This window comes from Pseudomonas sp. NFPP02 (genome assembly GCF_900119355.1).
Lineage (GTDB): Bacteria > Pseudomonadota > Gammaproteobacteria > Pseudomonadales > Pseudomonadaceae > Aquipseudomonas > Aquipseudomonas paracarnis.
The window spans coordinates 311,262-324,637 of the sequence record NZ_FPJI01000002.1; the positions used below are offsets into that span (position 1 = coordinate 311,262).

General features: G+C 61.5%; 9 protein-coding genes. All 9 read left to right on the forward strand.

What is annotated here, in order from left to right:
- The first annotated feature begins 38 nt into the window (after nt 1-38).
- The 9 genes from pilM (at nt 39) to BT204_RS04880 (ending at nt 13,192) form a co-directional block, all read left to right on the forward strand.
- Entirely contained in the window at nt 39-695 is a 657-nt protein-coding gene (pilM, locus tag BT204_RS04835; protein WP_034125864.1) for a type IV pilus biogenesis protein PilM, read from the forward strand.
- Nucleotides 692-1,243 (forward strand): PilN domain-containing protein, encoded by a 552-nt coding sequence (locus BT204_RS04840; protein ID WP_054896202.1) that lies wholly within the window; start codon nt 692-694, stop codon nt 1,241-1,243. The genes pilM and BT204_RS04840 overlap by 4 nt, the downstream gene beginning before the upstream one ends.
- Nucleotides 1,240-2,211 carry a pilus assembly protein PilP gene (locus tag BT204_RS04845; RefSeq protein WP_072445811.1) on the forward strand — a complete coding sequence of 324 codons (972 nt, stop codon included), beginning with the start codon at nt 1,240-1,242 and terminating at the stop codon, nt 2,209-2,211. The genes BT204_RS04840 and BT204_RS04845 overlap by 4 nt, the downstream gene beginning before the upstream one ends.
- 69 nt (nt 2,212-2,280) lie before the next feature.
- Entirely contained in the window at nt 2,281-3,606 is a 1,326-nt protein-coding gene (locus BT204_RS04850; protein WP_072445813.1) for a type IV pilus secretin PilQ, read from the forward strand.
- Nucleotides 3,607-3,610: 4 nt separating this feature from the next.
- The gene (gene aroK / locus BT204_RS04855; RefSeq protein ID WP_003187914.1) at nt 3,611-4,129 is read left to right on the forward strand and encodes a shikimate kinase AroK; all 519 of its coding nucleotides are present in this window, start codon (nt 3,611-3,613) and stop codon (nt 4,127-4,129) included.
- 126 nt (nt 4,130-4,255) lie between these two features.
- Nucleotides 4,256-5,356 carry a 3-dehydroquinate synthase gene (gene aroB, locus BT204_RS04860; RefSeq protein WP_072445815.1) on the forward strand — a complete coding sequence of 367 codons (1,101 nt, stop codon included), beginning with the start codon at nt 4,256-4,258 and terminating at the stop codon, nt 5,354-5,356.
- 9 nt (nt 5,357-5,365) lie between these two features.
- Nucleotides 5,366-6,943, forward strand: a complete 1,578-nt coding sequence (locus tag BT204_RS04865) for an SPOR domain-containing protein (protein ID WP_054896205.1) — start codon at nt 5,366-5,368, stop codon at nt 6,941-6,943.
- A gap of 352 nt (nt 6,944-7,295) precedes the next feature.
- Nucleotides 7,296-11,741, forward strand: a complete 4,446-nt coding sequence (gene gltB / locus BT204_RS04875; protein WP_072445817.1) for a glutamate synthase large subunit — start codon at nt 7,296-7,298, stop codon at nt 11,739-11,741.
- Nucleotides 11,742-11,773: 32 nt separating this feature from the next.
- On the forward strand, nt 11,774-13,192 hold the full coding sequence (locus tag BT204_RS04880) for an FAD-dependent oxidoreductase (protein ID WP_046070563.1): 1,419 nt from the start codon (nt 11,774-11,776) through the stop codon (nt 13,190-13,192).
- The last annotated feature ends 184 nt before the right edge of the window (nt 13,193-13,376 follow it).

The following is a 13,376-nucleotide window of genomic DNA, read 5'->3' on the forward strand; positions in this document are numbered from 1 at the left end:
TGACAGCCGGTATGACAGGGAAAGTTTTGGGGAGTTTTATGGGAAAGGGATTTTTCAGGCGAAAAGTCGACACGGTGTTGGGGGTCGATATCAATGACAGCGGCATCAAGCTGATCGAACTGGGCCGTTCATCAGGCGGTTTCAGCGTCCAGGGCTACGTTATGCAAATGCTGCCGCCCCAGGCGGTGGTGGACGGCACCTTGCTGGACCTTGAGGGTGTGGGCCGTATGCTGCAACAGGCACTGTCGCGCCTGGGTACCTCGGCCCGGTACGCCGCCGTGGCGGTTGCGGGCCCGTCGGTAATTACCCGGCTGATTGACATGGACGCCGGCCTCAGTGATGAGGAAATGGCCTGGAAGATCCAGATGGAAGCCGACCAGTTCATCCCCTATCCATTGGACGAGGTGGCCATCGACTTTCAGGTTCAAGGGCCATCGGCTCAAGGCCCGCAGTGGGTAGAGGTGATGCTGGCGGCGTGCCTGCGTGAGCAGGTCGAAGCGCGCGAGGCGGTTTTGGCCCTGGCGGGGCTGGTGCCGCGGGTGGTCGATGTAGAAGGGTTTGCATTGGAGCGCGCTTGCCTTCAGGATTTTGCCAGCTTCACGCCGGGTCATAGAGTCGATGGTGCACAATGGGCCTTGGATGCCCAAGGGATGGGAGTGGCTTGCGGGCTGGCCCTTAGGAGTTTCGCTGGATGACACGAATCAATCTTTTGCCTTGGCGCCAGGCCCTCGCGGAGCGCAGGCGCAAATACCTGTTGGTGCTATTGCTGGCGTTTGCCTGCGTGGCGCTCGCGGCACTGTGGTTGGCTGATCAAGTGATCGACCAGGCGATAGACCGGCAGGTAAGCCGCAACAGCCGCCTGGAAGAGCACATCGCTACCCAGGACTCGCGGATCAGGACTATCGACGACTTGCAGGCGCGAAGCCAGCAACTGGCCGAACGCATGAAGGTGGTTCAGGACCTGCACGATGCCCGCTCTTCCGGTGCCCGATTGTTCGAGCAATTGGCTCGCTCGGTGCCTGAAGGTGTCCATCTGCATGAGGTGGTTGCGAACGGCGACACCATCAGCATTCGCGGCACGGCAGAAAGCAACCAGGATATCGCCCGTTTGATGCAGCAACTCAAGCCAATCCACGGCTCCAGTTCGACCCGTCTGCAGCGCGTGCAAACCGAAGGTGCACGCGGCGAAAGTGAATTCCAGCTGATGGTGCGCCAGGGAGAGTCCAGCGGGGCGCAACCATGAGCCTGCCCAGGCTCGATTTTTCCACGCTCTCTTACAACGCTGCCAAATGGTCCCTGCCGGGCAAGGTGCTGCTTGGCTGTGCGCTGGCCGGCATGGTGCTGGTGCTGGGCGAGGTTTCGCATGGGGGGCCGCAGCGGGAGCGATTGCACGGGCTTGAGGCGCGGGAGCAGGCGCTGCAGCAGCAACTCACAGAAAAGACCGGCCTGGCCGCGAGCCTTGAGGTGCGCACCCGGCAAGTCCGGAGCATGGAAGACAATCTCGCCAGCCTTCTAGGGCAATTGCCCGGCGAGTCCGAGCTGCCTGCCGTGCTGGAAGACATCGCCCGGCTGGCGTCTGCCCATGGGGTGTGGGTCGAAGGCATCACCGTGCTGGATGAAGCGCCTCAGCAGCTTTATATCGAACAACCCATGCAGATAGGCGCGTCCGGGGTTTACCACGACCTGGCGACGTTTGTCAGTGCCTTGGGTGGGTTGCCACGGGTCGTTACCGTGCAGGATATTGCGCTCGGGCATCAGGGCGCCTTGTTGCGTCTGAACATGCTCGCCAAGACCTATCGCAGCACCCTGCAAAACGGCAAGGCCCGTCAGGTGCTCGACCCAGGGCCGCAATTTGTCTACGAACCCTCGTCCTTGCGCGACCCGTTCACGCCGCCCGCCTTGCAGGCACCGCACGTTCCGGGCCGCCCGGCCCTTGCCCCGGATTTCACCCGGCCACGGGGACTGTTGGAGGGTATGCGCCTCGATCAGTTCGAAATGGTCGGTACGTTGTCCCGTGGTGCGCAGGCCTTTGCCTTGTTGCGGGCTGGGGCCAGGGTGTATCGGCTGGCGGTGGGTGATTACCTGGGGCCGGACCATGGCCAGGTCACGGCCATTCAAGACGCTGCTGTCGAGCTGGTGGAGCTGTTTCCCGATGGACAGGGCGCCTGGCTGGAACGCCCGCGAACCCTTGTGCTGAACGTCAACTCATAACGGAATCAAACAATGAAAAGGACCTTCTCGTCCTTCGGTGTGGCGCTATGGATAGCGTTGACGGCACCGATGGCTGCTGCTGTGCCCAATCGCCTGGACCTTATCCAACTGCCGCCGCCCGACAGTGCCCAGCCGGTCAGCTATACAGGCGCCAAGCTGACCCTGAATTTCCAGGACATCGACCTGCGCGCGGTCTTGCAGCAAATTGCCGATGTCGCCGGGCTCAACCTGGTGACCAGCGATGATGTGCAGGGCTCGATCACCCTGCGGCTCAAGGATGTGCCCTGGGACCAGGCTCTGGACCTGGTACTGCAAACCAAGGGCTTGGACAAGCGAGTCAAGGCGGGCGTGTTGCTGGTGGCGCCCGCCGATGAATTGGCTGCTCGCGAGCTGTTGATGCTGGAGTCGCGCAAGCAGATGGCCGAGCTGGCGCCCTTGCGTCGGGAGCTGCTGCAGGTCAATTACGCCAAGGCCGCCGACCTGGCCAAGCTGTTTCAGTCGGTGACCGGCTTTGAGGGCGCCACCGATGAGCGCGGTTCGGTGGCGGTGGATGACCGCACCAACAACATCATCGCCTACCAGACTGGCGAGCGGCTCGAAGAGCTGCGGCGCATCGTGGCGCAACTGGATATCCCGGTACGCCAGGTCATGATCGAGGCGCGGATTGTGGAGGCCAATGTCGACTACGACAAAAGCCTGGGTGTGCGCTGGGGTGGGCGGCTCACCCGCGGCAACGGCGGCGTTGGCGGTATTGCCAAGCCGCCGGCGGAGGGTGCCGAGCCGCCGCAAAACCCACCCAGTTCACCCTTTGTCGACTTGGGGTCGCTGGCCGGAACCTCGGGCCTGGGGATCGCCTATATCACCGACAACCTGTTGCTGGACCTGGAGCTGACCGCCATGGAAAAAACCGGCAACGGTGAGATCGTCTCGCAGCCCAAGGTCGTCACCTCCGACAAAGAGACTGCACGCATCCTCAAAGGCACCGAGATTCCTTATCAGGAATCCACCTCCCAGGGCGCCACCTCGGTGTCGTTCAAAGAGGCTTCGCTGTCGCTTGAAGTCACGCCGCAAATCACCCCCGACGACCATGTGATCATGGCGGTCAAGGTCACCAAGGATGAGCCCGACTACCTGAACCGGCTCAATGACGTGCCGCCGATCAAGAAAAACGAGGTCAACGCCAAGGTTCTGGTCAGGGATGGCGAGACCATCGTCATTGGCGGGGTTTTCTCCAACACCCAGAGCAAAGTGGTAGATAAAGTGCCATTTTTGGGCGATGTGCCGTATCTTGGCCGCCTTTTCCGGCGCGATGTGCTGGCGGAGAAAAAATCCGAGCTGCTGGTATTCCTGACTCCGCGTATCATGAATAACCAGGCGATTGCTGTGAGTCGTTGATTCTGTGCGAAATTTGATTCTTGTAGGGCCGATGGGGGCTGGAAAAAGCACCATCGGCCGTTTGCTGGCCAAAGAGCTGCGCCTGCCGTTCAAAGATTCCGACAAGGAAATTGAATTGCGCACGGGTGCCAATATCCCATGGATCTTCGATAAAGAAGGCGAGCTGGGCTTTCGTGACCGCGAGCAGGCGATGATTGCCGAGCTGTGCGGCTGCGATGGCGTGGTATTGGCGACCGGCGGTGGCGCCGTCATGCGCGATGAAAACCGTCGAGCGCTGCATGCCGGTGGTCGGGTGGTGTATTTGCACGCGTCGGTCGAACAGCAGGTGGGCCGTACCGCCCGTGATCGCAATCGCCCGTTGCTGCGCACCGCCGACCCGGCGAAAACCCTGCGGGACCTGCTGGCGCTGCGCGATCCGCTGTATCGGGAAATCGCCGATCTGGTGGTGGAAACCGATGAGCGGCCACCTCGGATGGTCGTACTTGACATCCTTGAGCGCCTGCAACGGTTGCCACCCCGTTAAAGCCTGGCCCGAAATGCGCTATTCTCGGCGGCGCGCCATGACCTTATAAGGTATGGCGTAGAGCCACCAGGCGGTGTCGAGAGGTCGACAGTGCCGGTCGTTAATACATCTTCAACGCGGGGACACATGCAGACACTTAAGGTCGATCTAGGCGAGCGCAGCTACCCGATCCACATTGGCGCAGGTCTGTTGGACCAGCCCGAACTGCTTGCGCCGCATATTGCCGGCCGACAGGTGGCGATCATCTCCAACGAAACGGTCGCGCCGCTGTATCTTGAGCGTCTGAGCCGCAGCCTGGCGGCGTACTCGGTGATCTCCGTGGTGTTGCCTGACGGCGAAGCCCACAAAAACTGGGAAACCCTGCAACTGATCTTTGATGGCCTGCTGACTGCGCGCCATGACCGTCGAACCACTGTGGTCGCCCTGGGCGGCGGTGTGATTGGCGACATGGCCGGGTTTGCCGCGGCCTGCTACCAGCGCGGCGTGGATTTCATCCAGGTGCCGACCACCTTGCTGTCCCAGGTCGATTCGTCGGTGGGCGGCAAGACCGGTATCAACCACCCGCTGGGCAAGAACATGGTCGGCGCGTTCTACCAGCCTCAGGCTGTGCTGATCGACACCGCTACCCTCAACACCTTGCCGCCGCGCGAGTTGTCGGCGGGCCTGGCGGAAGTCATCAAGTACGGGCTGATCTGCGATGAGCCGTTCCTGACCTGGCTGGAAGAGCACATGGACGCCTTGCGCGGCCTCGATCAGGTAGCCCTGACCGAAGCGATTTCCCGCTCCTGCGCGGCCAAGGCGCTGGTGGTCAACGCCGACGAGCGTGAGTCCGGCGTGCGGGCCACGCTGAACCTGGGCCACACCTTCGGCCATGCGATCGAAACTCACATGGGCTATGGTGTGTGGTTGCATGGGGAGGCCGTGGCGGCTGGTACGGTGATGGCATTGGATATGTCGCAGCGCCTGGGCTGGATCAGCGCCCAAGAGCGTGATCGCGGTATCCGCCTGTTCCAGCGTGCCGGTTTGCCGGTCGTTCCGCCCACGGAGATGACCGAGGCGGATTTCCTTGAACATATGGCGATAGACAAGAAAGTGATCGACGGTCGACTTCGACTGGTACTGCTGCGCCACATCGGCGAAGCCGTGGTGACCGACGATTATCCAAAAGAGATTCTACAGGCCACGCTGGGAGCGGATTACCGCGCCCTGGCCCAGCTCAAAGGTTAATAAGACCCGATGACTAGTTTGCATGCCGACGAGGCGTTCCTCGGCCATTATCACTTGAGCCACGACCCCTTCGCTCCACGGGTGCCGGGTTTCAAGTTCTTCCCCGCCCAGCGCAAGCCGGTACTGGGGCAGTTGCATCACCTCGCGCGCTACAGCCAGTTGCTGCTGGTGGTGACCGGCCCTCTGGGCAGCGGCAAGACCTTGCTGCGCCAGGCGCTTGTGGCCAGCACCAACAAACAATCGGTGCAGAGCGTGGTGGTATCGGCCCGCGGTGCCGGTGATGCGGCTGGCGTACTGCGCGAGGTGGCGCAAGCGTTGAACGTCTCCAACGCCGAGCCGAACGCGATTCTCAAGCAGGTGGTGCAATTGGGCCTGACCGGCCAGGAAGTCTACCTGCTGGTAGACGATGCCGAGCAGCTCGACGAATCGGCCCTGGAAGCCTTGCTGGCCCTGGCAGCGGGTACGCCGGAAGGTCGCCCGCATGTGTTCCTGTTCGGTGAGTCGTCGTTGATCGCCGATCTGGAGCAGATCAGCGGTGAGCAGGAGCTGTTTCACGTCATCGAGTTGCAGCCGTACGAAGAGGAAGAAACCCGCGAATACCTTGCACAACGTCTTGAAGGCGCAGGGGCGGGTATCGAACTTTTCACCGCTGCGCAGATCTCTGATATTCACGAAAGCTCCGATGGCTGGCCTGGAAACATCAATCAGGTTGCCCGCGATGCCATGATCGAAGCCATGATTGCCAGCCGCTCTGCGGTCAAGCGTCCAAAGATGGGGTTCACTATGCCTAAGAAGCACGTATTGGCTATTTCCGCCGTTGTCGTGGTCGCTGTTGCCGCCGCCTGGTTGATCCCGGGCCGCAACAAAGCACCGACAACCACTGGCGCGCCAACCGAACAGGCGCAGTTGCCACTGGGCAAGCCCACGCCAAACGTCGAATTTGCCAACTCCGGCCAACCGACCAACCTGCCGATGGTCGGCCAACCTGTGATGCGCGGCCCTCTGGCTGAAGAAGCCGGTGGCATCTCCGAAGGCGACGACGGTGTGCCGGTGGAAGGCTCCAGCGCCACGCCGCCGACCGTGACCACTACCGCGCCACCTGCAGGCGTACCGGCCGGTGTGCCAGCGACGCCGGTTGCTCCGGTCGCCAAGCCGACTCCTACGCCGGCGCCCACCGTTGCTACCGCCAAGCCTGCTCCGGTGACCAAGCCTGTCGCACCAGCGCCAGCCGCCAAACCAGCCCCGGCCGCCAAGCCTGCGGAAAAACCAGCCGCCACCGTTGCCAAGGCCGGCGCTGCTGGCAGCAGCTGGTACAGCAGCCAGCCTACCGGTAACTTTGTGGTACAGATCCTCGGCACCAGCTCCGAAGCCAACGCCCAGGCGTTCGTCAAAGAGCAGGGCGGCCAGTACCGTTATTTCAAGAAAGTGCTCAACGGCAAACCTCTCTACGTGATCACCTACGGCAGCTTCCCAAGCCGCGCCGCAGCCGATTCTGCTATCAAAGCCTTGCCAGCGAAGGTTCAGGCTGGTAAACCTTGGCCTCGCACTGTTGCCAGCGTTCAACAAGAACTGGCAGCAACTCGCTGAAGATCCGGCGGCCTTACCCAGGCCGCCCTCCCGGCACCTCAAAAAAATCCGCAAGTGCGTGCAGTCTCCAGAGACCGCGCGCTTTGTGGTGTCTGCGTCACAGTGGCTTTTGAGTCGTAGCGGTCAGAATTAAAAAAGTTTTGACTAGCACAGCATATCGCTTTAAACCTTTCATAAATGCGACATAGATTTGCGACATTTCGTCGCTAAATTTGTGAGCGTCTGTGTCGGTGTGTACAATGACCTCCCTTTTGCCCCCGCTAAGCCGGCGTACGTTCGGCGTGGAAGGTAACCGGTTGAATTGAAAAGAAATTTGCCTCGGTAAAAGAGGCAGCCTGGTGAGAAAGTGTCTATGAAAGCAGGTCTGTACCAACCCGATGAATTCAAGGATAACTGCGGTTTCGGCCTGATAGCCCACATGCAGGGCGAACCCAGTCATACCCTTTTGCAAACGGCCATCGAGGCCCTGACCTGCATGACCCACCGCGGTGGGATCAACGCCGACGGCAAGACCGGTGACGGCTGTGGCTTGCTGATTCAAAAGCCCGACCAGTTCCTGCGCGCTGTCGCCAAAGAGCAATTCGCGGTCGAACTGCCCAAGCAGTACGCCGTGGGCATGGTGTTTTTCAACCAGGACCCGGTAAAAGCCGAAGCCGCTCGCGAGAACATGAACCGCGAGATCGCCGCCGCCGGCCTGCAAATCGTCGGATGGCGCAAAGTGCCCATCGACACCAGCGTACTCGGCCGCCTGGCCCTGGAGCGCCTGCCGCAGATCGAACAAGTGTTCATCGCCGGCGATGGCCTGAGCGACCAGGACATGGCGATCAAGCTGTTCACGTCCCGTCGTCGTTCGTCGGTGCTCAACGCCGCCGACACCGACCATTACATCTGCAGCTTTTCCCACAAGACCATCATTTATAAAGGCCTGATGATGCCGGCGGACCTCACCGCCTTCTATCCAGACCTGAGCGATGAGCGCCTGCAAACCGCAATCTGCGTGTTCCACCAGCGCTTTTCCACCAATACCCTGCCGAAATGGCCGCTGGCCCAGCCATTCCGCTTCCTCGCCCACAACGGCGAGATCAATACCATCACTGGCAACCGCAACTGGGCCCAGGCCCGTCGCACCAAGTTCGCCAACGATTTGATGGACCTCGAAGAGCTCGGCCCGCTGGTCAATCGCGTGGGGTCCGACTCCTCCAGCATGGACAACATGCTCGAACTGATGGTCACCGGCGGCATCGACCTGTTCCGTGGCGTGCGCATGATCATTCCGCCAGCGTGGCAGAACGTCGAGACGATGGACCCGGACCTGCGTGCGTTCTACGAGTACAACTCGATGCACATGGAACCGTGGGACGGCCCGGCCGGCGTGGTCATGACCGACGGCCGCTATGCGGTGTGCCTGCTCGACCGTAACGGCCTGCGCCCGGCGCGTTGGGTGACCACCACCAACGGTTTCATCACCCTCGCCTCGGAAATCGGCGTGTGGGACTACAAGCCTGAAGACGTGATCGCCAAAGGCCGTGTGGGCCCTGGCCAGATCCTGGCCGTGGACACCGAGACCGGGCAGATCCTCGACACCGACGCCATCGACAACCGCTTGAAGTCCCGTCACCCGTACAAGCAATGGCTGCGCAAGAACGCCCTGCGCATCCAGGCGACCATGGAAGACAACGACCACGGTTCGGCTTTCTATGACGTCGACCAGCTCAAGCAGTACATGAAGATGTACCAGGTCACGTTCGAAGAGCGCGACCAGGTGCTGCGTCCGCTCGGTGAGCAAGGCTACGAGGCCGTCGGCTCCATGGGCGATGACACGCCAATGGCGGTGCTGTCCCAGCGCGTACGCACGCCGTACGACTACTTCCGCCAGCAGTTCGCCCAGGTGACCAACCCGCCGATCGACCCGCTGCGTGAAGCCATCGTGATGTCCCTGGAAGTGTGCCTCGGCGCCGAGCGCAACATCTTCCAGGAATCGCCTGAGCATGCCTCCCGCGTGATCCTCAGCTCGCCGGTCATTTCCCCGGCCAAATGGCGCTCGCTGATGACCCTGGAGCGTCCGGGCTTCGATCGCCAGATCATCGACCTGAACTACGACGAGAGCCTGGGCCTTGAAGCCGCAGTGCGTAACGTTGCTGACCAGGCTGAAGAAGCCGTGCGTGCCGGTCGTACCCAGATCGTACTGACCGACCGTCACATTGTGCCTGGCAAGTTGCCGATCCACGCGTCCCTGGCGACCGGTGCGGTGCACCACCGCCTGACCGAAAAAGGCCTGCGCTGCGACTCCAACATCCTCGTGGAAACCGCCACTGCCCGCGACCCGCATCACTTTGCGGTGCTGATCGGTTTCGGCGCTTCGGCGGTGTACCCGTTCCTCGCGTACGAAGTGCTGGGTGACCTGATCCGTACCGGTGAAGTGCTGGGAGACCTCTATGAGGTGTTCAAGAACTACCGCAAGGGCATCACCAAGGGCCTGCTGAAGATCCTGTCGAAGATGGGTATCTCCACCGTCACCTCCTACCGTGGCGCGCAGTTGTTCGAAGCCATCGGTCTGTCCGAAGAAGTCTGCGAGCTGAGTTTCCGTGGCGTACCGAGCCGCATCAAGGGTGCGCGTTTCGTCGACATCGAAGCCGAGCAAAAAGCCCTGGCCGCCGAAGCCTGGAGCGCGCGCAAGCCGATCCAGCAAGGTGGCCTGCTCAAGTTCGTGCACGGTGGCGAATACCATGCCTACAACCCGGACGTGGTCAACACCCTGCAAGCCGCTGTGCAGCAGGGCGACTACGCCAAGTTCAAGGAATACACGAGCCTGGTGGATAACCGCCCGGTGTCGATGATCCGCGACCTGTTCAAAGTGAAGACCCTGGACACGCCGATGGACATCAGCCAGGTCGAGCCGCTGGAGTCGATCCTCAAGCGCTTCGACTCCGCCGGTATTTCCCTGGGCGCCCTGTCGCCCGAGGCTCACGAAGCCCTGGCCGAAGCCATGAACCGCCTGGGTGCGCGTTCCAACTCCGGCGAAGGCGGTGAAGACCCGGCGCGCTACGGCACGCTCAAAAGCTCGAAGATCAAGCAGGTGGCCACCGGCCGTTTCGGGGTGACCCCGGAGTACCTGGTGAACGCCGAGGTGCTGCAGATCAAGGTGGCCCAAGGCGCCAAGCCGGGTGAGGGTGGTCAATTGCCAGGCGGTAAGGTAAACGGTTTGATCGCCAAGCTGCGCTATGCGGTGCCGGGCGTGACGTTGATCTCGCCACCGCCGCACCACGACATTTACTCGATTGAAGACTTGTCGCAGCTGATTTTCGACTTGAAACAAGTCAACCCCCAGGCCCTGGTCTCGGTGAAACTGGTGGCAGAAGCCGGCGTCGGCACCATCGCCGCCGGTGTGGCCAAGGCCTATGCCGACCTGATCACCATCTCCGGCTACGACGGCGGCACCGGCGCTTCGCCGCTGACCTCGATCAAGTACGCCGGTGCACCGTGGGAACTCGGCCTGGCCGAAACCCACCAGACCCTGCGCGGCAACGACCTGCGCGGCAAGGTGCGAGTACAGACCGACGGCGGCCTGAAAACCGGCCTCGATGTGATCAAGGCCGCGATCCTCGGCGCCGAAAGTTTTGGCTTCGGTACTGCGCCGATGATCGCCCTGGGCTGCAAATACCTGCGCATCTGCCACCTGAACAACTGCGCCACCGGCGTGGCGACTCAGAACGAAAAACTGCGCAAGGATCACTACATCGGCACCGTCGACATGGTGGTGAATTTCTTCACCTACGTCGCCGAAGAAACCCGTGAGTGGCTGGCCAAATTGGGCGTGCGTTCGCTGGAAGAGCTGATCGGTCGCACCGACCTGTTGGACATCCTCGAAGGCCAGACCGCCAAGCAACAACACCTGGACCTCACGCCGCTGTTGGGCAGCGATCACATCCCGGCAGACAAGCCACAATTCTGCCAGGTGGACCGCAACCCACCGTTCGACAAAGGCCTGCTGGCCGAGAAAATGGTCGAAATGGCCGGCTCCTCGATCAACGACGCCAGCGGTGGCGAGTTCGCCCTGGATATCTGCAACTGCGACCGTTCCATCGGCGCACGCATCTCCGGCGAAATCGCACGCAAGCACGGCAACCAGGGCATGGCGAAAGCGCCGATCACCTTCCGCTTCAAGGGCACTGCGGGCCAGAGCTTCGGCGTGTGGAACGCCGGCGGCCTGCACATGTACCTGGAAGGCGACGCCAACGACTACGTGGGCAAGGGCATGACTGGCGGCAAACTGGTCATCGTTCCGCCGGCTGGCAGTGTGTACAAGACCCAGGACAGTGCCATCATCGGCAACACCTGCCTGTACGGCGCCACCGGTGGCAAGCTGTTTGCCGCAGGTACTGCCGGTGAGCGTTTCGCCGTGCGTAACTCCGGTGCCCACACCGTGGTGGAAGGCACTGGCGATCACTGCTGCGAGTACATGACCGGAGGCTTTGTCGCGGTACTGGGCAAGACCGGTTACAACTTCGGTTCGGGCATGACCGGCGGTTTCGCCTACGTGCTCGACCAGGACAACACCTTCGTCGACAAGGTCAACCACGAGTTGGTCGAGATCCAGCGCATCAGCGGCGAAGCCATGGAATCCTACCGGAACCACTTGCAGCACGTGCTGGACGAGTACGTCGAGGAAACCGGCAGCGAATGGGGTCGCAACCTCGCCGAAAACCTCGATGATTACCTGCGTCGTTTCTGGCTGGTCAAGCCCAAGGCTGCCAACCTGAAATCGTTGCTTTCCAGCATCCGTGCCAACCCGCAGTGATATGCGCCTGAACAGTTTGATGAGGTTTTAACATGGCTGAACGTCTGAATAACGACTTCCAGTTCATCGATGTCGGGCGCAAAGATCCGAAGAAGAAACTGTTGCGTCAACGCAAGAAAGAGTTCGTGGAAATCTACGAACCCTTCAAACCCCAGCACTCGGCCGACCAGGCCCACCGCTGCCTGGGGTGCGGTAACCCGTATTGCGAATGGAAGTGCCCGGTGCACAACTTCATTCCCAACTGGCTCAAGCTGGTGGCCGAGGGCAACATCCTCGCCGCCGCCGAGCTGTCGCACCAGACCAACACCCTGCCGGAAGTCTGCGGCCGGGTGTGCCCGCAAGACCGTCTGTGTGAAGGTGCCTGCACCCTCAACGACGGCTTCGGCGCGGTGACCATCGGTTCGGTGGAGAAGTACATCACCGATACGGCGTTCGCCATGGGCTGGCGCCCGGACATGTCCAAGGTCAAGCCAACCGGCAAGCGCGTCGCGATCATCGGCGCGGGCCCTGCTGGCCTGGGGTGTGCCGACGTGCTGGTGCGCGGTGGCGTGACCCCGGTGGTGTTCGACAAGAATCCGGAAATCGGTGGCCTGCTGACCTTCGGTATCCCTGAATTCAAGCTGGAAAAAACCGTACTCAGCCACCGTCGTGAAGTGTTCACCGGCATGGGTATCGAGTTCCGCCTCAATACCGAAATCGGCAAAGACATCACCATGGAGCAACTGCTCGCCGAATACGATGCGGTGTTCATGGGCATGGGCACCTACACCTACATGAAGGGCGGCTTTGCCGGTGAGGACTTGCCCGGAGTATATGACGCGCTCGACTTCCTGATCGCCAACGTCAACCGCAACCTGGGCTTTGAAAAGTCGCCGGAAGATTTCGTCGACATGAAGGGCAAGAAGGTCGTGGTGCTGGGCGGTGGCGACACCGCGATGGATTGCAACCGCACCTCGATCCGCCAGGGCGCCAAGTCGGTGACCTGCGCTTATCGCCGTGACGAAGCCAACATGCCCGGCTCGCGCAAAGAGGTGAAGAACGCCAAGGAAGAAGGCGTGAAATTCCTCTACAACCGCCAGCCGATCGCCATCGTCGGTGAAGACCGTGTGGAAGGTGTGAAGGTGGTCGAGACCCGTCTCGGCGAACCGGACGCCCGTGGCCGTCGCAGCCCCGAGCCGATCCCGGGTTCCGAAGAAATCATCCCGGCCGACGCCGTGGTCATCGCCTTCGGTTTCCGCCCAAGCCCGGCGTCGTGGTTCGAGCAGTTCGAAATCCAGACCGACAGCCAGGGCCGCGTCGTGGCCCCGGAACAAGGCCAGTACAAGCACCAGACCAGCAACCCGAAGATCTTCGCCGGTGGCGACATGGTGCGTGGGTCGGACCTTGTGGTCACCGCGATCTTCGAAGGCCGTAACGCCGCCGAAGGCATCCTGGACTACCTGCAAGTCTGATGATCGTTCCCACGCTCTGCGTGGGAATGCCGCCAGGACGCTCCGCGTCCCGAACAGCATGACGCGGAGCGTGGGAGCGATCCTGCGGCGGCAGTGCCGCGACAAATTGACCCGATAGACAAAAGGCACGGTGCATTCCGTGCCTTTTGCGTCGCGCTCTGAGAAAATGCCCGCACTTTTTTTG

Bases quoted from the DNA above. Each gene is read 5' to 3' on its own strand.
- pilM (WP_034125864.1), top strand. From the start codon at position 39: ATGGGAAAGGGATTTTTCAGGCGAAAAGTCGACACGGTGTTGGGGGTC.
- BT204_RS04840 (WP_054896202.1), top strand. From the start codon at position 692: ATGACACGAATCAATCTTTTGCCTTGGCGCCAGGCCCTCGCGGAGCGC.
- BT204_RS04845 (WP_072445811.1), top strand. From the start codon at position 1,240: ATGAGCCTGCCCAGGCTCGATTTTTCCACGCTCTCTTACAACGCTGCC.
- BT204_RS04850 (WP_072445813.1), top strand. From the start codon at position 2,281: ATGGCTGCTGCTGTGCCCAATCGCCTGGACCTTATCCAACTGCCGCCG.
- aroB (WP_072445815.1), top strand. From the start codon at position 4,256: ATGCAGACACTTAAGGTCGATCTAGGCGAGCGCAGCTACCCGATCCAC.
- BT204_RS04865 (WP_054896205.1), top strand. From the start codon at position 5,366: ATGACTAGTTTGCATGCCGACGAGGCGTTCCTCGGCCATTATCACTTG.
- gltB (WP_072445817.1), top strand. From the start codon at position 7,296: ATGAAAGCAGGTCTGTACCAACCCGATGAATTCAAGGATAACTGCGGT.
- BT204_RS04880 (WP_046070563.1), top strand. From the start codon at position 11,774: ATGGCTGAACGTCTGAATAACGACTTCCAGTTCATCGATGTCGGGCGC.